The sequence below is a fragment of the Bacilli bacterium genome (assembly GCA_035326105.1).
Taxonomy (GTDB): domain Bacteria; phylum Bacillota_I; class Bacilli_A; order RFN20; family CAG-826; genus UBA7706.
This window is the reverse complement of the sequence record DAOKYO010000002.1, coordinates 469,602-491,891: the sequence shown is the minus strand read 5'-3', so window position 1 is coordinate 491,891 and position 22,290 is coordinate 469,602. Positions and strand designations below refer to the sequence as shown.

Sequence of the window (22,290 nt, the reverse complement as noted above, 5' to 3'; positions counted from 1 at the left end):
TATGAAAAAATCAATTAAATTACCATTATTTCTTGGGCTTACCTGTCTAGGATGTACCGGAGTTTTAGCCGTTGTAAACGAGCTGACTTCACCAATTATTAAAGAGAATGAAGTCAAAGCCCAAAACGCCGGTTATCTTCAATTATTTGAACTGACTTCGTTTGATGGCTATAAGCTCGATAATCCTGAGGTTAATTCCAATCTGCAGGATGCAGGAATTGTGTCTAAGTTGGAAATCACAAATGCTTCAGACGATACTTTATTTGGTATTGCTTACGACGCAAGCGTAACTGGTTATAGTAGCGATGGAATCAAATTTCAAGTTGGTTTCAAAGATGGAAAATATGCTGGATTCGTTGTTATTACAAGCAGTGAGACTCCAGGGTTTGGTCAAGATTACCTCAATGTTTTAACAACTTATCTAAAGGGTATAGATGCTGATACGGCATTAGAAAAACTCGAGGCCGACACTATTGGGTTAAAGAGTGGAACAACCCACACCCGTGAAGGAGTCTTGCCTGCGGTTTATGCTGCCGCGCAAGATTATCTAGCGGATGCAGAGTAAGGAGAAAAATATGGAAAAGAAAAGCAGTCGTTGGAAAATATTCTCCTCGGGAATAATTGCAAACAATCCGACATTTGTCATGTTTTTAGGAACATGCCCGGTGTTGGCAACTACCAGTTCGCTATCTTCCGCCTTCGGTATGGGAGTGGCGGTTATCGTGGTTTTGTTTATGACAAACTTGATCATATCTTTGCTTCGGAAATGGATTCCTAATGAAGTCCGGATACCGGTTTTTATCGTTATTATCGCGACAGTAGTTACTATCGTTCAAATGTTTATGGAAGCCTACACTTATGACTTGGCTAAAACACTCGGTGTTTATCTATCAATTGTTGTCGTCAACTGCATTATTCTTGGAAGAGCGGAAGCGTTTGCTAGCAAGAATAATCCGGTCGATTCCATCTTGGACGCCCTCGGCGTCGGAATTGGATTCCTATTAGCCGTTATCATCGTTTCTGTTTGTCGGGAAGTGGTGGGAACTGGCGCTTTGGCTTTTACCAATCCATTGAATAATACGGTCCTATTTAACTTTAGAATTTTCCCCGCGAAATATGCGATTAATATCTTCACGCAAAATACGGGCGCTTTCATTATGTATGGTTTGATTACAGCCGCGGCAGTTGCTATTACTTCGGCGGTAAAAAACAACAAGGATAAAAAGCAAAAGGCTGCCAAGGCGCAACCGGCCCAAGGAGGTAGCATCTAATGCAATATTTACTATTGGCACTCAGTGCCGTACTGATTAATAACATTGTTTTGACCCGTTTCTTGGGTATTTGCCCGTTTCTAGGTGTAAGTAAACAACCGAAAAACACCTTGGGAATGTCCGCCGCTCTTATCTTGGTGGTATTCTTATCGGCCATTCTTTCCTATTCGCTCTATTTCTACGTTTTACAACCGCTGCACATTGAATACCTTAAACTAATTGCTTTTATTCTTATCATCGCCAGTTTTGTTCAATTCGTAGAAATGTTTATGAAGAAATATATGGTCGGTTTATATAAGGCCTTAGGAATCTACCTTCCCCTTATCACCACCAACTGTGTCGTTCTAACCGTCGCCCTTGATGTCGTCGGAACGGGTCTCACTGGAGCGGAATTGACATTTGTTGAAATGCTCGTCTATTCGCTTTCAGTTCCGATTGGCTATGCGATTATTATTCTCGTATTTTCTTTTATTCAAGAACGTTTACAAAATTCCCCGTTAATGCCTAAACCATTTAAGGGAAATGCGATTGCCTTGGTCACAGCTGGATTAATGGCCATGGCCTTCTTAGCGTTCTCAGGAATGATATAAAATGGATAACTGGTTAAGAGCGCTCATCGCCATCGGCATTATTGCGCTTTTACTGGGAGTGTTTATTCTCTCCTATATCTTGAACAAGCGAACTCCGAAGCCGGAAGGTTGTGAAGAAGTCGACAAAGAGTGTGCAACTTGCTCGATTGATAGTTGTGCTTTCAATAAAAACGAAAAATTGAAAGAAGGAATTAAATGATGGATTGGACAAAAGTATTGTTGGCTGTCGCCATTATGGCCGTAATAGGTGGTCTATTGGGCTTAATGCTGGCGGTTGCGGATAAAAAATTAGCGGTTAAAATTGACGAACGGGTAGAAAATGTCACCAAACTTCTCCCAGGCGTCAATTGCGGAGCCTGCGGCTATCCAGGCTGCGCCGGTCTTGCCACTGCTCTAGTCGGCGGTGAGGTCAATAAAGTCAGTGCTTGCCGGGTTGCCAAGCAGGATGCCAAAGAAAAAATTAAAGAGTATATGAATTCCACTCCCGGCCCCGATGGTAAAATCACCAAAGTCGATTTATAATTAAATAAACGACCGGATTTTTAACCGGTCGTTTTTAACAAGAATGCGAGGTTAAATATGGCACTATTTTTGAATAAAAAAAGCGGTGATATTTACGCGCTCTGCGGAGTGCTTATTTTAACCTCGGCAGTTTTTTCTTACTCCACAAGCAATGTTAATGCATCCGATCTTCGGGTTCACGTGTATGTTCGCGATGACATCGTTTATGAAATGCCGCTTTCGCAAGATCAAGTTTATATATTCTATAAGTCGGCGGATGCCGGTTCATCGGATGTTACCGAAGCCTCAACTAGCGACTATCTGGTTGAATTAGATGATGAATACGGCCGTTACTTACTCGGTCCGATAACGGTTGAAGTAAAAGATCGAAAAATTGATGTTTTAAAGGAAACAAGTGAACACCATTATTGCTCGCTGATGCCGGCTACCGGCCAGGCAAACTGGTCACTAACCTGCGCTCCAAATTTCTTTCGGGTAGTTATTGAAGGACAAAAGTAATATGCGCCACTGGTCAACGAAAAAGATGGTTGTTTTCGCTTTGTTTTTAGCGATTGGGGTCGTTTTAAACTATGCGGAGAATGTGCTCATCGCCATACCGGTTATTCCGGGGATAAAACTTGGCATAGCCAACACTTTGGGTTTGCTTGTTTTGGCTTATTTTGGCCCGGCTGAATTTATTCTTTTGGGCTTTCTTCGCGTTCTGTTAACTTCCTTATTTTCCGGAATTGGCGTGGCGACAATCATTAGTTTTGCCGGGTGGCTGCTATCGTCAGCAGTGGTTGTTGGTCTTTATTTCACAAAGCAACTATCAATCTTTGGTTTGTCGCTAATTAGCGCGGTTATGCATGGACTTGGTCAAATTGTTGTTGTAAGTATTATCTACGAAACATGGGGGATGTTTGCTTATTTTCCAATTCTAGCCATCAGCGGCATTATATCGGGAACCTTAATCGCCTTTTTGTCGCGAATGATCATTATAAGGCTGCCAATTAAGGAGTCGATGCTCAAATGAAAAAAGTTGAAATTAAGAATCGAAATGTTCCCAATGTAGATGTGAAAAAGAAAAGTTTTCTTAGTCCGCATGAAGTTATCGCCCTCGTGCTGACAACCTTTATCTGCGGCTTTATTTTGCTGCCAAAATTTACCTCAGATAAAACATCAGAGTTTAAAGCATCCAGCCTAGAAGATTATGTCCCTTTAGGTTATGGCGTTTCGGCAGTTACATCGACCGGAATCGAGGATACGCCTTTCCATACCGATGTTTATTTTATGTATTATGAAGACAATGGAACGGCCGCCGAATATGCCCGAGTAAATGATATTTTCCAATATACCGTTCCGAAAATTCACGCTTTGAGCGATCGTTATAACTATTACTACACCGAAACCATCTATCCAGATGAAGAAGGTTTTTTCGCGGATTCAATACTCAATCATTCCATTCCTAATCCGGCGGTAATATATACGAAAACTGATCCTTTTCCTCAAAGCGAGATCCGACTCAATAACCTTCGGGTTTTAAATGAAAATTTAAATAAAGGGCCGCTTGAGATTCCTTTTGATCTCTATAATTTATTAGCCATAGGCAAAGAAATGACTGTTTATACTAACTCTGGCTACAACATGTTTGTCGGCAGTTTGTCTTCATTTTGGGACCGGCAAAATGATCTTCTTAATAATGATTCCCCCCAGTTAAATGACCCGCGTGCCAACACCGACGAAGGACGGGCAAACCGAGAACTTGTCGATCGTCTGCAGTCCTATATTCCGTTGACGGAAGAAGAAGTAAATTCCACGCTTTCACTATCCGTAATTGATAACAGGTATTATGCCGACTTTGTCGCTCCTGGAGTGGAAATAGGCGATTTAACGATTACTGTCGGAGGAATAGCCAAAGGTTATTGCAATCAGATAATTGAAAGTCAGATGCGAAGTAATGAACTGGGGAAGGGAATAATCTATGGAGGGGCAAGTTCAATCAACGCGCTTTCGGGTTATATTGATCCTTCTTTGCCATGGAAAATTACTATTCAGTCGAATGCGGTGGCAAACTCGGCGAACGGATTTGATGCGAAAGCTTTTGGTTTTAGTTATTTGGGGGCTTTTGGAATGTCGACCAGCGGCGGTGACTCGCTTTGGAGCAACTACTATTTTGAAGATGATGAAGGAAATATTTTTCATCGTCATCACATTATTGATGCTAGAACGGGCGAACCAAGCAACTACGGCGTTGTTGATGTTAATGTTTTGTCAAATTTTCTTACAGGTTCGCGCTTGGATGCCTTGACAACCGCCCTCATGTGCTTATCGATTGAGGATGGGGAGACCTTACTGGAGAGAATCAGACAAGCTTATGCGGTAGAAAACAACGATATTCTTTATGGGGCTTGGTTGCTTCAAGCTGGAAACACGAATGTTTTCAATATTAAAGCAGAAGCGGGATATATGCCTCTTTTATCAGAGTTAAATGATATTAAAATCAGCAAAATTTAAAATATTATTATTTTATTTTACCGGCCAATGAAGTGGCAAATGGTTAAAAAAATACCGATGTAACTTGATAATTTAGTGTTTCGGTAAAAAAGACCGATTATTGCTTTATTTTTTTGCCTTTTCGATATTGATTTAAGCGACAAAAAACACTAATATAATAGACGAAAGATTTACAGGAGGTTACTATGAAAACTTTCAATAAAATTCTTCCGATCGCGGCTGCTTCGCTCTTATTAGCTGGGTGTAATGGCGCCAAAACGGAAACCTACTATTATGGATTCGGCAGTGTCGCCACTTATGCCGTCACCGCGGCTACGGAAACGGCAGCCGGAACTGTTCAAACGGATGTTGATGTAGCGAGTGTTCTCTTTAACTCCAAAGGCGAGATTGTTGATGTTAATGTTGACGTTATGCAAATTAAGGCTGCTTCCACGGCTGAGGCTGTGACCACGTTGGCTTCAAAAGGATATAACGACGAGGCCAATTCGGATGTTAAATCCAAATGGGAACTCGGAACTGGTTATGGTATGTCTGGTGCTTCAGCCATCGGTAAAGAATGGTATGAGCAAGCCGATGCCTTTGAAAACTGGGCGGTTGGCAAAAAGGTTGCCGATTTAAGTGCAAACCTTACCGACTATCATGGCGGCAAAGCCCTCACGGATGGCGCGACAATTGGAACGACCATCACAGTTGATGGCTTCATTGAAACCATTACTGAAGCTTGGAATACCAAGGCTGAATTTAAGGCTTCAAAAACCAATCTTGGCGTTGCTATGTACAATAGTCATGCCGCTTTACAAGATGATGTCACCATCGGTGGCGCTGTCTTTGATGAAGAAGGCAAAGTCTTAGCTAGCAAAGTCGACGTTTATCAAATTCCTTACGTCGTTACCGCGAATGGCAGTTTCTTTGATGTCACGGTTAACGAAACAAAGACTCAAGTAGTTGCTGAATCAACCTCAATTAAATCCAAAGTTGAACTCGGTGCTGACTATGGCATGTCCGGTTCCTCTGCGATTGGAAAAGAATGGTTTGAACAAGCAAGTGCTTTGGAAGCTTGGGCAGTTGGCAAGGAAGTTGCTGATTTAAGCGCAAACCTCGTTGATTACCATGGCGGTAAGGCTCTTGGAGATGGTGCGACCGTTGGTATTACTATCACGGTTGATTCCTTCCTCAAAGTTTACGAAGAAGCTTATACCGTTTCTCAATCCGCTACTCGTTAATTAGTATTTATTAATAAGTTAACAAAAGGCCTGGATAATATATCCAAGCCTTTTTTATTCACGCACATGATTGATAAATAGTGTAAAAAAGAATATATTAATACATACAAGAGAAGGTGATATTATGCTTATTGATGATTTAAAGAAAGCCAATGTTGAAGCCTTAAAATCGCATGACAAGGATGCGAGAGCTATTTTAAGTGTAGTGATTAATAAGGCAGTTACTGCTTCAATTGAGGCCAGAGCGCAGGCCAAGGATTTTTTAGATGCGGATGTCTTAAAAATTATTACTAAAACCATCAAGGAATTAGATGATGAAGAAAATGGGTATCGGCAAGTCAATAATACTCTTCGTATCGAATCAATTCAGAAACAAAAGGTTGTTATTAGCCAATATTTACCGAAAATGTTGACTGAAGAGGAAATAAGAGAAAAAATCTCTAAACTTGACGATAAATCATTGCCAAGCGTAATGAAATACTTTAAAATCAACTTTGCTGGCCAGGTTGATATGGGTCTAGTCAGTTCAATTGCTCGCTCCCTATAAAGGGGAGAAATAGGGGTTTAGTTAAACGGTATAACTACGGTCTCCAAAACCGTTGTTGGGGGTTCGATTCCCTCAGCCCCTGCCAAAATTGTCTTTAATTACTCGCTAAAAAGTAGCGAAAAATGAACAAAAACGACCTAAATTGGTCGTTTTTTGTATGTTTTGAATATAAAGTCGATTAGCGAATATCCAGATAATTGATTTTCAGTAAAACCGAGAAAATCTCATTGTAAGATAGCGAACCTACTTTTTCGACTTCTCCAAATGCTCATTGTAAGATAGCGAACCTACACTAATACGATAGAGAATTCAAGTTCTGACGCTTTGTAATTCACAATTGAAGATACTTTTACACTAAGGAGAATGTTCATGTTGTTGGATAGATCAATCGGTGAGTTAGTGGGGTTAAAGATTAAATAGAAGTGGTTATCCTTGATGTAGACTTGGGAGAAAATGTTCTTTACGATTTCGATATCGTAACCTCCACTCAACGAGACTAGCGAGAGTTTCAATGTTCGAAGCGTGTCTTCAATGCTCTCAAAGGTTAGCTGATCATTCTTTAGCGCAGATATGCGATTGTAGACATTTAATTTCACTTCCGCGTCCGTTGTCTCGTTGAGCTCTTGCTGAAGCGCTAAGAGCTCTTTTTGAATGGATTCAAGAGTATTTGCTTTGGTTGCACTGTAGTAGTTGGTTATCGATTTAAAGTTCTTAAGCAAATGATTACAAGCTGATGAAATGCCCTCAACAATATATTTATATTGAAACATTATTCGAACATCATTCTTTACGCAAAGAAGTACGGGAATATTGTATTTGCCTTTTGGTCGCTCAACCTTGTAGACAAAGTGCTTATTGGCATCCATTGAATAAAAGAATTTTGATTCTGATTTTAATGACTGACTAACATTAGTGCGGCGGTACTTAGTACGTTTCTTGCGTTCTGCTTGAACAAAGTCAAATACATCACGAGAGATGATGCCTTCGTGATTATTTCGGACTAGGTACTTAGTAGGATCATCGTAGAAGAGACATTTGTTAGTTCTTGCGAGTTCCCGACCTCGGCCAAGCAGTGCGTCTCCGCAATACTTTTCATTAAGCAAAATACTTTCTAATACGCTATGCGACCAGAACTCATTGCCTTGTGGTGACTTAATACCAAGCTCGTGCAGTAGATGAATCATCCGTGCATAGGAAACCTTTTCAATGTACCAATCGTATATTTGCTTAACAATCTTCGCTTCTTCAGGAACGATGATGAAATTACCATCAATGATCTTATACCCATAAATTCGTACTGTAGTATTTAGTCCCTTGCTCATCTTTTTCTTGAAGGTCCACCGAAGATTACTTGAGATTTGCCGTGATTCTTCCTCAGCAACCCCCGAAAGAATGTTAAGAAGAAACTCATCGGCAAAGTCACGTGTGGAGATGTTTTCCTTTTCAAAGAAAACACTAACACCTAGACCACGAAGCCCCCGGATGATTTCCGGAACTTCAATGGCATTGCGGCCAAACCTAGACACAGACTTTGTGTAGATGAGATCAATGCCGCCCTTACGGGCCAGTTCCATCATATTATTAAACGAAGGGCGATTCTTTGTGTCCATGCCACTTTCTCTATCGGCAAAGACACAGGTAAGCTCATAGTTTGGATTTGCCTCAATCGACTTGATAAGTTCGTTGACTTGGAGTTCATAACTGGTTTCTTGCTCCTCGTTGTTCGTGGAAACACGAGCGTAAATAGCGACTCGATCTTTACGAACAACAGTCCCGATATCAACAGGGATGACACTGACACTAGACATGATAAACCACCCGATACTTGATACCTTTTTGCTGATCGTAATCGATGTATAACTTCGAAAACAAGGATGGAATAGTGCCTAGCTCATCGATGCAACAAGAGAGCTCTTCAGTATCCTTGCTACCAGATATGACGAAAACCAATTCTTCCGGACTAACAATCACCAACTTGTAAAACGATTTTATCAATAGGGAGTCATTAACGAAATCTTGGTCGGAAATGACTGAATCAATGACTTGCAAAAGGTTGTTGCTACGAACCGAGAAGCTTACTTTATTCTCTAACTTCTCAATTTCTTTTCGCAGTGCCTTTTCTTCGGAAATAATCTTTTCATTGAGGCCATTGATTTAGTGGTAATTAAAGCATTTAGACGAAGGCGTTTGCTATGCAAAGATGAAGTATCATCATGTTCAGACACCGATAAAAGCATGGATCTAAGTTCATCTAGAACATCTTTGTGATTAAGTAACTCATGGATGGAATCCTTAATGGCACCCAATACTAGATCATATGAAATTCGAGGATATGTGCAGTCGATAGAAATAGTCGGATTGTGGTTGCAGTTTAAAACAACGTATTCACTTGGCCGATTATGATTGATGAGATGGCGATGAAGTTTTCGATGGCACTTACTGCAGTAGGTGATGTTGGTTAAAGGATACTTTGTTATTTGATTTGGACGACGAGTCTTAAGCATTGATTGAACGGTTTCATATTCGTCTCTTTTGATAATGCCCTCATGATGATTTGTCACATAATACTTCGGTTCTATATTGTCATTCTTGACTTGCTTGTGAGTTAGATAATCAACGGTGCAGGTTCTTTGTAATATGGCGTCCCTTATGTTTTTTTCATTGCTAAGAAACGCACGAATCGTGGAGTAAAGCCAGAACTTACCCTTAAACGTTGGTATTTTTCGGTCATTGATGATTGTGACGATATCGTTGATGTTATAACCCTCGATAAACAAAGAGAAGATGAGGCGAACGATAGCGACCTCGCTTTCCTCAACAATCAATTCTCCATTATCACCCTTACGATAATCGTAAATATTGGTTACGTGGGCGATGCCGTTCTTGAATTTCTTTTCGATGCTCCACTTGACGTTCGTCGATATAGAGCGACTCTCTTCTTGGGCGACACTAGATAGAACAGTAAGCACGAAGTCAATCTTGGTATCATCGCTACGGATATTTTCCTTTTCAAAGAAAATAATGCATCCTCGGTTCCGTAACTCTCTCACGGTTGTGAGAACATCGACGGTGTTACGTGCAAAACGAGAAATAGATTTGACCAGAATCAAGTCGATTTTATGATCCATTCCTAATTCAACCATTCGCATGAACTCCGGTCGTTTCTTTGTTTGAGTACCGGTGATTCCTTTATCCGCAAACATACCGATAAATTCCCAATCGGGATTAGAGGTAATGCGTTCGGTGTATTCGTCAATCTGCGATTTAAACGAATTCACTTGATCATCTTCATCAGTGGATACACGAGCGTAAGCCGCAACCCGCAATTTGCTCTTATTGGTTTTTGTAAGTGAAGCGTCAATTTTAGTCGGCATAATCACTTCGATCGTTTTCGTCATGTCTTGTATTACTCCTTTCGTAAACGAGTAGTATTACTCGCTTGGTTGTTTTATAACTTAAATATTTGATTACCGATAATGAAATCGCGCATTTGAAGATATTCTCCAATACTTAAAAAACCCTTCACAAAAAGAAGAGTTAAAATATGTCGAATTAGTTTAAAACCTTTAAGTTTGGCGACTCCTATCGAGTGACCAAAGAATCACTTGAAGAATTCCAAAAAAAATTAAGTGCCGAGAACACTGTCAAAAAACATAAAACTAAAAATACATAAAAAATAGATAACACTAGTGAACGGCAACACCGTTAAGAAGTTGACGGAAAATGCTCATCGTCATTATGTCGATATACGGAAAATTTGAGAAATTAATAATCAATAGCCGTTCACTGGTGCAGTTAAGGAGAAAATATGCTCAATATTAGAGGACTTTTTAGAGTGCGTTTATGAAGATTAAAAAACAAGAAATAAATGATCATCATTTTCTCATCGAGTTCTACTGGATGACGAAGTTAGGCCTTAAAGGAAACGAGCTACGGATGTACGCTCTGATCTATTCTTATTCCCAAGATAACCAGGGGACTCTTTTTGCGTCCATCGATTATATCAGACGAAGATTATCGTTGAAATCCAGGACATCAGTCTTTGACATTATCAGCAAACTAATCGACATGAATCTAGTGAAGAAAATTGAACGATATGAAGGGAATATCCGCCTTGTCGAATATGAAATAATCCCTAACATTTATACCCGTTCAGAAAATGTACCACTAGTACAGAAAATGGACGGGGGTGGTACAGAAAGTGTACAGAGGGGGTGTACAGAAAATGTACCCAATAATAAAGATATATATAACAAAGAGATAACAAAGGATGTATTAGATAAAATAGATTTATTAGATAAAATAGATAGAATTAGCGAGTTAGAGGACAAACTCACCTTTGATAAGCACCATGTCTTAACTCGCTATCTCATAAACTCTGGTTATTTAACCGTAAAAGATAAAAGACAGTACTTCAGATACGATCGTTACTTTGAAAAATTCATCGGCGAAAATGGATATGAATTTGATGACTTTAAGCTCTATGTTCAATACTTCATCCATAAGTATAAAGAGCGACTCACGAGTAAGTATGTAGAAGAAGTGGTAATCAAAAACAAATTCGGTTACTTTCTAACGGCAATGGAAAGAGCAAAAGCGGAGTTTAGTCAGTAGAGAAAAGATTCGAGATTGATAATATTAACGACATTAGCATGACAGCGCAATAAACTAGAAATTTACTCATTAATCAAAATTTCTAGAGTATTTGGTAAGAATTGACTAGCGGATTTATTAATTATCATAAAACTGAACGACTTTAGATACTATAATTACTACTGTTGAACATTTACTTTGAATGTACCGCAATTTCGTGTTATATCAGAAAAGGGTTCATATTAGATAGATATAATGGTGATGTTTGTGATAAAATAAACTAGCAATTCGATAAAGAAAGTCGGTATAGGATCAGAAAAAGAATTATAAGATATTATAATAAATCCAACCTTTCATGAAACATTGAGTTGCGAACCCATAACTATAGATAGTAAGCAAAATCTATGATATAACGTCTTTGAAATGGAGTAATGGATATAATGAGATTTCTTGGCAATAAAACAAAACTACTTGAAAAAATTGAGTTTGTAATAAATGACAATAAGATAGAGGGAAAAGTGTTTTGCGATTTATTCTCTGGGTCTAGTAGCGTCGGCGATTTTTTCAAGGGTAAATATCAAATAATCTCAAATGATTATTTACACTCTTTGAGCGTTATAGCAAAGGGAAAACTCTATTTTGGCAATTCACCCAAATTTGAAACTTTTAAACGTGAGTATTCAGTTGACCCTTTTGTCTACCTAAATTCAAAAAAATACCAATACAGTAATCAATATTTCATTACTTCAAACTATTCTCCAAAGGGTAACCGTCAATTTTTCACAGAAGAAAACGCAATCAAAATTGATGGAATGAGAATTGAGATTGAACAGCTATATAAAAACAAGATACTTGATAAAAATGAGTATTACTTTATGCTTGCCTCGTTATTAGAGAGCGTTATGGGCGTTTCTAACACTACAGGTACCTATGAAGCTTTTCTAAAAAAATGGGACAGAAGAGCAATCAAAAACTTCTCAATAGAACCGTTAGAGTTTAATCATACTGAATTGAATGATAGAAATAAGGTTTATAATAAAGATAGTAACCAATTATTAAGAGAAATAGAAGGAGATATTCTCTATATTGATCCACCATATACTATCACTGATTATAGTTCGGCTTACCATCTTTTGGAAAGTATTTCCAAGTATGATTATCCCGATATTCGAGGCATTACGGGAAGACGAATTCAGAGAAATTTAAAATCTAAATATAACAAAAAAGAGAACGCTCTTTATAATTTTGAAGATTTGATTAGGCAAGCTAGGTTTTCTCACATATTGGTTTCCTACAGTACACAATCGTTAGTTCCCGCAAATGAAATGGTTGATCTATTCAAGAAATTTGCAAAAAACGGAATCGTAAGGCTATACGAATTTCCATATCGGGAGTATAAAAATATTAAATCCAGTAAAAAAGGGGAAGATTTGAAAGAGATAATAATTTATTTCCAAAAAGACCTTAATATTATTAAGTCGCCTTTAAATTATTCAGGTAGTAAAGATACGATTGTCAACGATATAATAAAACATTTACCAAAACACGTGACAACTTTCGTTGATTCTATGGGTGGGGCATTTAATGTAGGAGCAAATATATACGCTTTGAATGATGTTATTTATAACGAGTTTTTACCTCATGTGTATGAGTTAGTTAAACGCTTACTTGATGTAGATAAAAAAAGCATCATCAGTAATGCTGAAAAAATAATTAGCAAGTTCCAGATGAAAAAAGCTGATAAACAAAGTTATTTATGTTTGAGAAAATCGTATAATACAACCAAAAGTATTGACGAATTGTTTGTACTTCAGATGTTTTGTTTTCAAAACCAAATGAGATTTAATTCAAAACTTGAATTTAATACTCCTGTTGGAAATTGCGCGTATAACGAAACGATTAAACAAAGAATTAAGAACTTTGTTCCAAGAACAAGTAAGTTTAAGTTAATAAATTCCTCTTACTTGAACATTGATTTTAACGAGTTCGACAAAAACACTGTGTTCTATTTTGACCCTCCGTATTTTATTACGAATGCAACATACAATGATGGCAAGAGAGGTTTTGTCGGTTGGGGTGCTGAAGATGAGACTAAACTACTGGAATACCTAGACAAACTAAATAGAGCGGGATATAAGTTCATGCTTTCAAACGTTATATATCACGGAGATAAGATTAACCATCTACTTTTAGAATGGATTGAAACTCATAATTTTGATGTCTATGAAATCAATAATGTTGGTTCAAAAAATAGAAGAAATGAAGTTTTAATATGCAACTATAACTGGAAGGAAATATTATGACAAAAAACTTACTAGTCATTAATAGAAAGTTTTTCGATTCTATTAACAACGAAAAAAATTTACTGATTATAAGGAATTATGGCTTCCAAAATGCTGATTCTTTCTTAATGGGGATTTGTAAAAAACTTAATGAGGAATATGCATTTACTAATTTAACGGGCTACAGATTCCAAGAGCAAGAAGAGGCTAAAGAGTTCAGCATGTTTAGTGCTTTTATTGATGGTAATGTCTCCCCATTTAAAAAGGTGGTTTTGGCATTTTCTCCAATTGAAACTAAATTGGGTAATACTAATATTGTTCAAGAAGTCATGCCTATGATATGCAATCAAATGGAACGGAGTATAAATTTCTTGTTGGACAAAGATATAAAAAGGATTTTTGTTTTAACTTCCCGATTTAATCAAAAAAATGAAATAAGTAAGGACTATAACACCTTGCAAATGAACGTTAATAGTTTGAACACATTGAACTTTGATGTTATCAATATGTTTACTGTTAAGCATTTGTCATATGACTCAAAATTCAATAGTTTAACTGAATATCTTGAAATGGCAAGATACTTACAGACAAGTAATTTAGCTAATGATCAATTTGAATATCTTGTGTTAGATGAAACCAAGAAAATTCTATACGGTAAATGTCTTAAATCACAAATAAAAGGGCAATGGCAAAAATCTTTTGTTTTTAAGTTCTTCACCGCAATCTTTTCGGGGAGAGAAGAATATAAATATGATATAGAAGGTGTTTTAGTTCATGATATTATAGATAATCAAATTCAAAATCTACAAAAATTTGTAAACTATGTAAATAACAATAAAGTTGATTTCACGCCCTCTTTTATCGCTCCACAAGATGATGTCATAGAAGCAAATGATGAAGTTATAGATTTTGATGATATAAATAGATTGCCTCAACAAGGAGTTAATAAACTAGGAAGACAAAGATTTAAGACACAAAGAAAAATAAGGGATAATGTTTTAAAGGATTATGATTATTTATGCGATTGCCATGATTTAAAACATTTTTATTTTGAATCTTCCGATTCTTATAATAACTACGTCGAAGGACATCATGTTATTCCTATGAACCGTCAGGATGAATATTGGTCGGATCATAACATTAACCTAGATGTTTCCTCGAACATTATCTCTCTCTGCCCAAACTGTCACTCCCAAATCCATTTAGGGAGCAGACGGGCACGGTTAGATATTCTGAGTGAAATTTTTGTAAGAGACGAACTTAAGCTGAAAAGAGTAGATAAAGATCTTACGCTTACAAAGTTGTGTTCCTTCTACAATATCGCATTAAGTAGTGAAGAAGAGAGTTATATCTTGTCAAATGCTAAGTTGCGAGTTGCTAAAAAAAGAGAGAACAAACTATAATATGCAAAAACTGCTATTTTCTTATTGGTGAATCATCCGAACGAAAAGAGAATAAATGTATAAAGAATTACAGAAATGCTCACATGGTTAGATATTAAAGAAAAAAAATTTAGCACACTTCACTACTCTGGCATCAACATTATCTCAAAATGGCTATTTTGCGAATTGTATTAATTTATATTATCAAAAAATTATATTAGGAGTTAGTTTTGGACTATTATCGTATTGCTCATCAATTATCCATTAATGCTAGTGAACGTCTACACGAGTAAGAAACTGACGGAAAACGTAAGTTGTCTAATGGTGTCCCATACGAAAATACAAGCAGTAGGGCAATAACATATAAAAAACACTGCGAAAGGCTATATATGAACAAGTGATAGCCATTTCTTACAAAGCTAAAATGTATGATGTCAATATAACCACAAAAGGAGAACGAAAGGATTTTACAATTAATGGGTGACAGTGAAAGATTAAAAGAAGCAATCGAAAGATTGTCTAATCAGCTAAATTCATTCAAAAACGGTCATGAAACAGTTGCAGTTGATATGTCAGTCCTGATCAGAGTAATTGTTTATAACAATAAAAATCAAAAGTCTTTATTGAGCCAAATTGGACAGGAAAATATTCCATTTTTATCAACATTAAACACTGATTGGGAAAAAGGAATTTCTTTTCGAAAATTTGAGGACGGCTGTAGAAATATGACTTATTCACAGAGAACATCGTTTCCAAGTGGTTTAGTTGGAGCCATCACTAAAAATGACCATAGCACGAAGTATGTTCCTCTAATTAACCTTGGAGTCGATCTAACCTCTTTACGAAAGAATATCGATTTTGATGAGTGGTGGGAAAATGAAAATATCGGAATTTTAAATGGCAAATATTACAATCGTAAAACTCTTGTCTTGAGCCTTGCGGACAAAGGCGGTGGCGCACACTTTGATCCAAAAGGTCCGCAAGATTATGAAGAATTTAAAAAGCAGTCAGTTTCTGGCATTAATATTAACGGAAGCGATGTTCAAACTATGAACTACCCATTATTCTCTATAATGTGCGAAATAGCATTTGAACTATTGGAATCAATCAAAAACATTATTATCTAGACCGTTCTCGGAAACCATTAGAATATATTGTTCATGGGAATTTCCTTCTATTTAAAAGAGTTTTTTTCTCAAAAGCAAGTCACATAACCTAAGTGAACGGCTACACCATTAAGAAACTGACGGAAATCATAATTTGTCTAATGGTGTCCCATAGGAAAATACAAGAAATAAGGCACTAACACATGAAAACCAGTGTGAACTGCAGTAAGAAAAGGGGAGAATGAATGTACGACCATAACCATTACATACCTATGTTTCTTCTTAGAGGGTTCGCAACCGAAACTCCCAAGCAGAAGCTAAAAATTAAATACGTGAATACGAAAGAGAACATCGTTGAATTTCGGAATATGTATAGCACCTTTTGGAAATCCCATTTATATGATGCTCTTAATTCGGCTGATTCGAAAATACTCGAGAAATTGTTCGGCTCTGCCATTGAAAATCCCGTATCTTCTATAATCAAGCGTATTTGTGGTGCGAATGACTCCCGTTTTTCTATTTCAAGAAAAGAACTTGATGTTCTTAAGAAGTATATACTTATTCAAAATTATAGGAATCCAACAAACTTGAGTGCGTACGAAAATGCCCATAACACAGATAAATTTACATTTTCAAGGCAATTCAAAACCAAAGAAGAAACAGATTCCGATTATTGGAAAAGAGAAATGCTTTATATACTGGAGCATGACTGGGATGACATCGTTAAGCAGACTGAAATGCCAGGTGTTAAAAGTGCTGCACAATCAATCTATCAAGGATATCTCACCTTCTTCTCTACTGATGATGAATTTTTCCTTTCTGACGTTCCCGTATTCACTGAACGTATTCCGGTAACAATCCCAAAGGAAAAAGAAGAAGAGTTTGTAAAAACTGCGATAGAAGCGAGCAAAAACTCCGGAATCAGTGTTGCTCAAGTCGAAGAAAATGCACGACGAGAGATCAAAGAAAAAACCAGTTATTTAGACAATTTTTCATTCATGGTCTTGACACCCAAACTTGCTGTGGCAGTAGTGAATGTTATTTGGAAAATAAGATATCTCTATGGGGATATCGATTTTAAACTTGAAAGTTCCATTCTTGAGAATCCGAAAAATGTACGCCTTCCCGCAAATCATTTCGTTAATTCCGAAAAAATCATAGATTCAGACACTCTTCAAAAATATAAGGATCCCAGTGATTCGTACGAATATGAGATCATCAAACTTAACAGATTGGAAACAGATCATGTCATGCTTCTATCACTAAATGAAACTAATTCGTTAATAGCGTATAAGGATAATCAAAGTATTATTAGTAAAATCGGCTTATATAATCATCTGAGAACGTCCGGCGTTCCTAATGTAAAGAACGATTACTCAAGAACTTTAGAAGCTATCCTTAAATACGAAAATGGAGATTTAATGTGAGACTCTTCATCATCGGGAATGGATTTGATCTTCATCACAACCTCAATACTCGATATTCATCATTTAAGGATTTTGTCGTTAAAAGAGATTGGGAAGTTTTTAAAAAAGTTGATGATATATTCGAACGGTATAGATGTGACGAACCTACTAGACAAGAAAACTGGGCAGATATCGAAACTCAACTAAGAAAATTCAACGATATTGATTTTGACGAAATAGCAGAAGAGGTGTGGGAAAATTGTGAAACAGATATGGATAGAGCTTCTTTTTATAATGATCCTATATGGCTTCCAGAAGAGTGTTCCAAGTTTATCCCGCTTCTGCATAAATACTTTGATGACTGGATTAAGAGCATTGACGACTCTTTATTTGAAGTGCAAGAAAACTTCCGCTTTTCCTGCGACGACCTTTTCATATCGTTTAATTATACTAAAACATTGGAAAATCACTTTGGCATTAAAAGAAATCAAATACTCTACATTCATGGCAAGGTCGGAGAAAAATTAATCTTTGGACACAATGAAGAATCTGATCTAGTTTTGCCATATCGAGAAAACTACGATGAAGACTCAGATATCAGAACAATGGATGTAGAAAGAGGATTAAACGAGGTAGCAAGGAACACTCATGGGAAGTATTTCAAAGATAGTGCAAAAATTATAGCTGATAACGAAGTATGGTTTTCACATTTAGAACGATTTTCTCAGGTCTATTTTCTGGGATTCGGGTTCGGACAGGAAGATCAAAGATATATAGACAGATTGCTTACAAACATAAATGAAAGTAATGTGGAAACGAAAGTAGTTGTTTATAATAACGAGGACAAGTGTCATGCAACAGAATTATTTAGTGGGTTGAAAAATGTTTTTATTCAATATTGGGACGAAGCTTCTTTTTGAGTAAAATATACCTCGTTCTGTGACGACATTATCATATAGGTAAATGTTTCTCATAACACTAGTGAATGGTACATAACAAATACTTGTATGAAAGAGAGATTGTCCTACAAGTCTTCAGTTTGACCATTAGAACGATAATCATTCGATAGTAAGCTAACCACGAAAGAAAAAATCGTGTATTTTTTCTATTTAGAATACTGGACAAACTATCTTATTTCACTTTTATTATCCCTCCTACGGAATTTTGCTTTTAATCTGCGCTATAGTTTTTTTAAAAACAAGCAGTATTGTATTCTAAATTCATTTTATGACAAACTTTTATAGCACTCATTTTATTTTTCGACTTCAATTTTTTATCGAAAAATTTTAAATATCTTATTTATAAGAAAAAACATCGAAACAATTTAGCAAAAATAACGGCATTGTATTAAAATCAAAGTATGGAAATAAAAGATATTCTTTATAAGCGATTTATGGCAAACACAAGTCTTCATCCCGATGTAACTTGGGATGATTTTTGGCCGTTGATTAACAATTCTAAAGCCTTGAGCAGAATAATTGCGATGGAAGAAAGTGGCGGTGAGCCCGATTTGGTTGTCCTGGGAAATAAATGGTATGTAATTGATTGTTTTAAAGAAGCCCCAAGTTGCAGAACCGGAGTCTGTTATGATCGAGAAGCTCGGATAAAAAGGAGCAAGTTTCCACCTGCTTCCTCCGCTCAAGAGGAGGCCGAGAAGATGGAAGTGGATTTATTGACGGAAGAATTGTATCTGGCACTGCAATCTCTAACTGATTTTGATTTAAAAACTTCCAGTTGGCTTCATACGGAAAATAGAATAAGAGAAATCGGAGGGGCTATTTTTGGCGATAAACGGTTCAATCGCACTTTTATCTACCATAATGGGGCGGATTCTTATTACTCGGGGAGAGGCTTTCGAACATTTTTTCCCGTAAATAGGTTGGTAGAGTAGTTAACCGCTATTTACAGAAAGGGAAAAACAATGAATGCATATGAAATTAAAAAGGTAAGTTTAAACCGTAACAATATTTTGTTACTCATTTTTTTGGCTCTAGTGATCGATATTATTATCCTTTTAACTTGCTTAGATTTCTTTTATTCCATGGACAATCGAACTTTCTTTTTCGCAGTGTTTGGTTTTGTTCAAATCCCCTATTGGTTAATAGTTTGGGCAGCATACGTTTTTATTAATCACAATTATGACATTAACAATCGTTGTATTGGAGAATCTATTTTTATCATTGACGAATTTGATAACGTGCAAGTTCGAGATATATACAAACGTAAAGTTGTCAGTTTTCATAAACGGGATATCTTTAAGGTTGAGATAGCATTTAAAAGTTATTTTTCTTTTAAAAAGCCTTTTATCATAAATGAAAATTTGGCTTACTTTATTATTAAACTAAAAAGCGGAAAGTCAATTCTCACCGGATATACTGATGAGGTTGAGAGAGCATATAATGCTCTTTTACCCCCAAAGACTGATGCAAAAAATGAAGGATAGATAATTATCTAATCAATGATATAATTGATTTATGGATGCAAGAAAAAAATTATTCCGAATTAAAGAGCCATACAATATTTTGGCAAGCGATAAACTTTTTTTGCAAGCAATGAAAGATAATTGTCTTTATCAATATGCCCACTGTCCGGCTTATCGGAAGATACTTGACAGTCAAGGGTTTGATCCCAAAGGTATAAACACATTCAAAGATTTAGAGGATCTGCCCTTTATTCCCACGCTATATTTTAAGCATCATGAGCTTTTTTCAATGCCGAAGCGAAAAATGATTATCAAAGCCACTTCCTCGGGAACCAGCGGTAAAAGGTCGTTGATTGGTTTTGATTTTGTTTCGCTGATGCGCGGATTTGACATGGTTAAGCGGATATTTAAATATCATCATATATGGTCACTGAAGCCAGTTCGCTTTATTATCTTTGGCTTTGAACCAAACCGAAAAAATAAAGCGGCGATTGCCAAAACCAGTTTTGGCTTTACATTTACGGCTCCGGCTCGCTCAAAGGATTACGCAATTCGCTGGGTGGACGGGGAATATAAGGTCGACTTAGATAACATAAAGAAAAAGTTTATTAAATATGCTAGAGGAAGGACACCGGTTCGCACTTTAGGATTTCCGGCCTATACGTATTTTCTTTTAAAGGAAATGAAGGAAGAAGGAATCAAACTCAAATTACCTAAAGGCAGTATGATGACTTTAGGCGGAGGGTGGAAACAATTTTATAGCGAGAAGGTGGACAAAGAAGATTTTTATCAACTGGCAAAGGAAGTCTTGGGCCTGGACGATAAGCAAATCATTGAATTTTTTGGAGCGGTTGAACACCCGATTCTATATACCGATTGCCGTTATCATCATTTTCATATTCCCGCGTACGGTCGGGTTATTATCCGTGATGTTAAAACGCTTAAACCCGTTAAAGACGGTGAGATTGGCATCATCAATCTTTTAACCCCAATGGTAAAATCGATGCCCATATTGAGCATCATTACCGATGACTTAGGAATCATTCATCGCGAACCCTGTCCCTGTGGGGAAAAGAGTCCCTATTTAGAGATTATTGGGCGTGTTGGCATCAGTGACATTAAGACATGTGCGGTTGGAGCCGAAGAGTTACTCAGGGGGAAGAGCAAATGATTTTAGTGCAGGGAAAAATTCTCCCCAATAGCAACCAACAAGCGATAATAGATCGGCTTTATCCTGAACTTTTGGCGACTTTAAAAAATGTGGAGCCGATTAATGCTGAAATGGTTATTAAAGCGTGCGATATTCTTTATCAACGGGTAGTCAATCACGAGTACGATGATGTTATACTTCCTTTAATAAGCAGTATGAATATTCCGTATGATTTTGTGATGCGGAATGCCGTGTTATTTTCGGCCTCGGGATTAAGGAAGAAAGTTCAGATGGAATTAGAAGATACATCGCCTTCAATGCTGGACGATAACAACACCCGGCAATTTTATCCTTTGGGTATTTTACTGCACATCGCCGCGGGTAATGTCGATGGACTTCCCGCTTATAGTGTGGTTGAAGGCTTACTAGCCGGCAACATCAATATTTTGAAACTTCCATCGGGGGATAGCGGACTTTCTATTTCCCTATTGAGTGCTCTGATTGAAATTGAGCCCCGTCTAGCGCCGTTTATTTATGTTTTTGATGTCCCCTCCTTAGAAATTGACACGATTAAAACCTTGGCCACTTATGCGGACGGAGTAGTAATTTGGGGTGGCGATGAGGTGAATATCGCGGCCCGCCAATTCGTCGATATTAAAACCAAAATTATCAGTTGGGGGCATAAGTTAAGTTTTGCCTATGTTGACGAAAGCGTAACCGATGAGGAACTTAAGGATTTAGCCTATGGCCTGTGTCTTTCCAATCAGCTTCTATGTTCCTCGGTGCAGGGAATATATGTTGATACGGATGATGAACAGCAATTGTCGGCCTTTTCTAGGCGCTTCTTTGCCCTTTTTAAGCAAGTAAACAATCAGTTTGGTCCGGCACCTTTAGGGGCAATTGGCAAAAACACGATTCGACTATATAATGACATTCTTGAACAGGGAAATAAGCAAGAAAACATTCTTTTCGGGGACGGAGTGAGTGTGATATGCAAGGAAGATAGCGAACTGGAACTCTCCTATCTTTTTCGCAATGTTTGGATAAAACGCCTTCCGCACAACAGGATAATCGAGGTGCTTAAGCAGCATAAAAATCATCTTCAATCAGTGGGATTAAGTGTAAAAAGAGAGGCATATGAAACCATATCGCATCTTTTCGCTCAAGCGGGCTTAGTGCGGATTACGGCTTTAAAAGATACATCGCGTATTCTGGCGGGGGAAGCGCACGATGGTGAGTATCCTCTGCGCCGCTATTCACGCCTTGTCGAAAAAGCGATACTACCCGGCACTGACGATTGATT

At 37.3% G+C, this 22,290-nt stretch carries 23 protein-coding genes and 1 tRNA gene; 21 read left to right on the top strand and 3 right to left on the bottom strand.

All coding sequences use genetic code 11. The features are described from left to right. Window position 1 precedes the first annotated feature (1 nt). The 11 genes from PKC96_06775 (at window position 2) to PKC96_06725 (ending at window position 6,731) form a co-directional block, all read left to right on the top strand. Complete coding sequence (locus tag PKC96_06775) at window positions 2-565, top strand: FMN-binding protein (GenBank protein ID HMM01018.1); 564 nt, start codon at window positions 2-4, stop codon at window positions 563-565. Window positions 566-575: 10 nt separating this feature from the next. After that, the gene (gene rsxE, locus PKC96_06770) at window positions 576-1,271 is read left to right on the top strand and encodes an electron transport complex subunit RsxE (protein ID HMM01017.1); all 696 of its coding nucleotides are present in this window, start codon (window positions 576-578) and stop codon (window positions 1,269-1,271) included. Beyond that, window positions 1,271-1,861, top strand: a complete 591-nt coding sequence (locus PKC96_06765) for an Rnf-Nqr domain containing protein (protein HMM01016.1) — start codon at window positions 1,271-1,273, stop codon at window positions 1,859-1,861. The genes rsxE and PKC96_06765 overlap by 1 nt, the downstream gene beginning before the upstream one ends. Before the next feature lies 1 nt (window position 1,862). After that, window positions 1,863-2,060: a hypothetical protein gene (locus PKC96_06760; GenBank protein ID HMM01015.1), complete on the top strand. Its 198-nt coding sequence runs from the start codon at window positions 1,863-1,865 to the stop codon at window positions 2,058-2,060. Next, window positions 2,057-2,383 carry a (Fe-S)-binding protein gene (locus PKC96_06755; GenBank protein HMM01014.1) on the top strand — a complete coding sequence of 109 codons (327 nt, stop codon included), beginning with the start codon at window positions 2,057-2,059 and terminating at the stop codon, window positions 2,381-2,383. Before PKC96_06760 ends, PKC96_06755 begins: the two co-directional genes overlap by 4 nt. A gap of 57 nt (window positions 2,384-2,440) precedes the next feature. Next, entirely contained in the window at window positions 2,441-2,881 is a 441-nt protein-coding gene (locus PKC96_06750) for a NusG domain II-containing protein (GenBank protein HMM01013.1), read from the top strand. A 1-nt stretch (window position 2,882) separates the two neighbouring features. After that, entirely contained in the window at window positions 2,883-3,395 is a 513-nt protein-coding gene (locus tag PKC96_06745) for a Gx transporter family protein (GenBank protein ID HMM01012.1), read from the top strand. After that, window positions 3,392-4,876, top strand: a complete 1,485-nt coding sequence (locus tag PKC96_06740; GenBank protein HMM01011.1) for an FAD:protein FMN transferase — start codon at window positions 3,392-3,394, stop codon at window positions 4,874-4,876. Before PKC96_06745 ends, PKC96_06740 begins: the two co-directional genes overlap by 4 nt. 185 nt (window positions 4,877-5,061) lie before the next feature. Continuing rightward, window positions 5,062-6,099 (top strand): hypothetical protein, encoded by a 1,038-nt coding sequence (locus PKC96_06735; GenBank protein HMM01010.1) that lies wholly within the window; start codon window positions 5,062-5,064, stop codon window positions 6,097-6,099. Window positions 6,100-6,223: 124 nt separating this feature from the next. Beyond that, window positions 6,224-6,646 (top strand): GatB/YqeY domain-containing protein, encoded by a 423-nt coding sequence (locus PKC96_06730; GenBank protein HMM01009.1) that lies wholly within the window; start codon window positions 6,224-6,226, stop codon window positions 6,644-6,646. A gap of 11 nt (window positions 6,647-6,657) precedes the next feature. After that, a tRNA-Trp gene (locus tag PKC96_06725) sits at window positions 6,658-6,731 on the top strand. Between the two features lie 202 nt (window positions 6,732-6,933). On the opposite strand, the gene PKC96_06720 is transcribed toward PKC96_06725, so the two are convergent. The 3 genes from PKC96_06720 to PKC96_06710 are packed head-to-tail and all read right to left on the bottom strand — an operon-like array spanning window position 6,934 to window position 10,044. After that, window positions 6,934-8,454, bottom strand: a complete 1,521-nt coding sequence (locus tag PKC96_06720) for a recombinase family protein (protein ID HMM01008.1) — start codon at window positions 8,452-8,454, stop codon at window positions 6,934-6,936. After that, window positions 8,447-8,695 carry a hypothetical protein gene (locus tag PKC96_06715; GenBank protein ID HMM01007.1) on the bottom strand — a complete coding sequence of 83 codons (249 nt, stop codon included), beginning with the start codon at window positions 8,693-8,695 and terminating at the stop codon, window positions 8,447-8,449. The genes PKC96_06720 and PKC96_06715 overlap by 8 nt, the downstream gene beginning before the upstream one ends. A gap of 38 nt (window positions 8,696-8,733) precedes the next feature. After that, a complete protein-coding gene (locus tag PKC96_06710) occupies window positions 8,734-10,044 on the bottom strand; it encodes a recombinase family protein (protein ID HMM01006.1) in 1,311 nt (436 codons plus the stop codon). 502 nt (window positions 10,045-10,546) lie between these two features. On the opposite strand from PKC96_06710, the gene PKC96_06705 reads away from it, so the two are divergent. The 10 genes from PKC96_06705 to PKC96_06660 all read left to right on the top strand — a co-directional run bounded on the left by PKC96_06705 (window position 10,547) and on the right by PKC96_06660 (window position 22,288). Next, window positions 10,547-11,260 carry a hypothetical protein gene (locus PKC96_06705; protein HMM01005.1) on the top strand — a complete coding sequence of 238 codons (714 nt, stop codon included), beginning with the start codon at window positions 10,547-10,549 and terminating at the stop codon, window positions 11,258-11,260. Between the two features lie 419 nt (window positions 11,261-11,679). After that, window positions 11,680-13,542: a Dam family site-specific DNA-(adenine-N6)-methyltransferase gene (locus PKC96_06700; GenBank protein ID HMM01004.1), complete on the top strand. Its 1,863-nt coding sequence runs from the start codon at window positions 11,680-11,682 to the stop codon at window positions 13,540-13,542. Further along, window positions 13,539-14,924, top strand: coding sequence for a hypothetical protein (locus PKC96_06695; GenBank protein ID HMM01003.1), 1,386 nt, complete (start codon window positions 13,539-13,541; stop codon window positions 14,922-14,924). The genes PKC96_06700 and PKC96_06695 overlap by 4 nt, the downstream gene beginning before the upstream one ends. 455 nt (window positions 14,925-15,379) lie before the next feature. After that, a complete protein-coding gene (locus PKC96_06690; protein HMM01002.1) occupies window positions 15,380-16,030 on the top strand; it encodes a hypothetical protein in 651 nt (216 codons plus the stop codon). A gap of 224 nt (window positions 16,031-16,254) precedes the next feature. Then, window positions 16,255-17,436 carry a DUF4238 domain-containing protein gene (locus tag PKC96_06685; GenBank protein ID HMM01001.1) on the top strand — a complete coding sequence of 394 codons (1,182 nt, stop codon included), beginning with the start codon at window positions 16,255-16,257 and terminating at the stop codon, window positions 17,434-17,436. After that, on the top strand, window positions 17,433-18,335 hold the full coding sequence (locus tag PKC96_06680; protein HMM01000.1) for a bacteriophage abortive infection AbiH family protein: 903 nt from the start codon (window positions 17,433-17,435) through the stop codon (window positions 18,333-18,335). Before PKC96_06685 ends, PKC96_06680 begins: the two co-directional genes overlap by 4 nt. A 440-nt stretch (window positions 18,336-18,775) precedes the next feature. Then, the gene (locus tag PKC96_06675; protein HMM00999.1) at window positions 18,776-19,306 is read left to right on the top strand and encodes a DUF4256 domain-containing protein; all 531 of its coding nucleotides are present in this window, start codon (window positions 18,776-18,778) and stop codon (window positions 19,304-19,306) included. Between the two features lie 30 nt (window positions 19,307-19,336). Next, window positions 19,337-19,858, top strand: a complete 522-nt coding sequence (locus PKC96_06670; GenBank protein HMM00998.1) for a hypothetical protein — start codon at window positions 19,337-19,339, stop codon at window positions 19,856-19,858. A gap of 31 nt (window positions 19,859-19,889) precedes the next feature. Then, window positions 19,890-21,008, top strand: a complete 1,119-nt coding sequence (locus tag PKC96_06665; protein ID HMM00997.1) for an acyl-protein synthetase — start codon at window positions 19,890-19,892, stop codon at window positions 21,006-21,008. Next, window positions 21,005-22,288, top strand: a complete 1,284-nt coding sequence (locus tag PKC96_06660) for an acyl-CoA reductase (protein HMM00996.1) — start codon at window positions 21,005-21,007, stop codon at window positions 22,286-22,288. The genes PKC96_06665 and PKC96_06660 overlap by 4 nt, the downstream gene beginning before the upstream one ends. Window positions 22,289-22,290: the final 2 nt, after the last annotated feature.

What these genes read in the sequence shown, in the direction of transcription:
- PKC96_06685 (HMM01001.1), top strand. Translation starts at nt 16,255, where the DNA reads ATGTACGACCATAACCATTACATACCTATGTTTCTTCTTAGAGGGTTC.
- PKC96_06755 (HMM01014.1), top strand. Translation starts at nt 2,057, where the DNA reads ATGATGGATTGGACAAAAGTATTGTTGGCTGTCGCCATTATGGCCGTA.
- PKC96_06660 (HMM00996.1), top strand. Translation starts at nt 21,005, where the DNA reads ATGATTTTAGTGCAGGGAAAAATTCTCCCCAATAGCAACCAACAAGCG.
- PKC96_06710 (HMM01006.1), bottom strand. Translation starts at nt 10,044, where the DNA reads ATGACGAAAACGATCGAAGTGATTATGCCGACTAAAATTGACGCTTCA.
- PKC96_06665 (HMM00997.1), top strand. Translation starts at nt 19,890, where the DNA reads ATGGATGCAAGAAAAAAATTATTCCGAATTAAAGAGCCATACAATATT.
- rsxE (HMM01017.1), top strand. Translation starts at nt 576, where the DNA reads ATGGAAAAGAAAAGCAGTCGTTGGAAAATATTCTCCTCGGGAATAATT.
- PKC96_06675 (HMM00999.1), top strand. Translation starts at nt 18,776, where the DNA reads ATGGAAATAAAAGATATTCTTTATAAGCGATTTATGGCAAACACAAGT.
- PKC96_06735 (HMM01010.1), top strand. Translation starts at nt 5,062, where the DNA reads ATGAAAACTTTCAATAAAATTCTTCCGATCGCGGCTGCTTCGCTCTTA.
- PKC96_06760 (HMM01015.1), top strand. Translation starts at nt 1,863, where the DNA reads ATGGATAACTGGTTAAGAGCGCTCATCGCCATCGGCATTATTGCGCTT.
- PKC96_06705 (HMM01005.1), top strand. Translation starts at nt 10,547, where the DNA reads ATGACGAAGTTAGGCCTTAAAGGAAACGAGCTACGGATGTACGCTCTG.
- PKC96_06745 (HMM01012.1), top strand. Translation starts at nt 2,883, where the DNA reads ATGCGCCACTGGTCAACGAAAAAGATGGTTGTTTTCGCTTTGTTTTTA.
- PKC96_06730 (HMM01009.1), top strand. Translation starts at nt 6,224, where the DNA reads ATGCTTATTGATGATTTAAAGAAAGCCAATGTTGAAGCCTTAAAATCG.
- PKC96_06720 (HMM01008.1), bottom strand. Translation starts at nt 8,454, where the DNA reads ATGTCTAGTGTCAGTGTCATCCCTGTTGATATCGGGACTGTTGTTCGT.
- PKC96_06695 (HMM01003.1), top strand. Translation starts at nt 13,539, where the DNA reads ATGACAAAAAACTTACTAGTCATTAATAGAAAGTTTTTCGATTCTATT.
- PKC96_06740 (HMM01011.1), top strand. Translation starts at nt 3,392, where the DNA reads ATGAAAAAAGTTGAAATTAAGAATCGAAATGTTCCCAATGTAGATGTG.
- PKC96_06765 (HMM01016.1), top strand. Translation starts at nt 1,271, where the DNA reads ATGCAATATTTACTATTGGCACTCAGTGCCGTACTGATTAATAACATT.
- PKC96_06690 (HMM01002.1), top strand. Translation starts at nt 15,380, where the DNA reads ATGGGTGACAGTGAAAGATTAAAAGAAGCAATCGAAAGATTGTCTAAT.
- PKC96_06700 (HMM01004.1), top strand. Translation starts at nt 11,680, where the DNA reads ATGAGATTTCTTGGCAATAAAACAAAACTACTTGAAAAAATTGAGTTT.
- PKC96_06750 (HMM01013.1), top strand. Translation starts at nt 2,441, where the DNA reads ATGGCACTATTTTTGAATAAAAAAAGCGGTGATATTTACGCGCTCTGC.
- PKC96_06775 (HMM01018.1), top strand. Translation starts at nt 2, where the DNA reads ATGAAAAAATCAATTAAATTACCATTATTTCTTGGGCTTACCTGTCTA.
- PKC96_06670 (HMM00998.1), top strand. Translation starts at nt 19,337, where the DNA reads ATGAATGCATATGAAATTAAAAAGGTAAGTTTAAACCGTAACAATATT.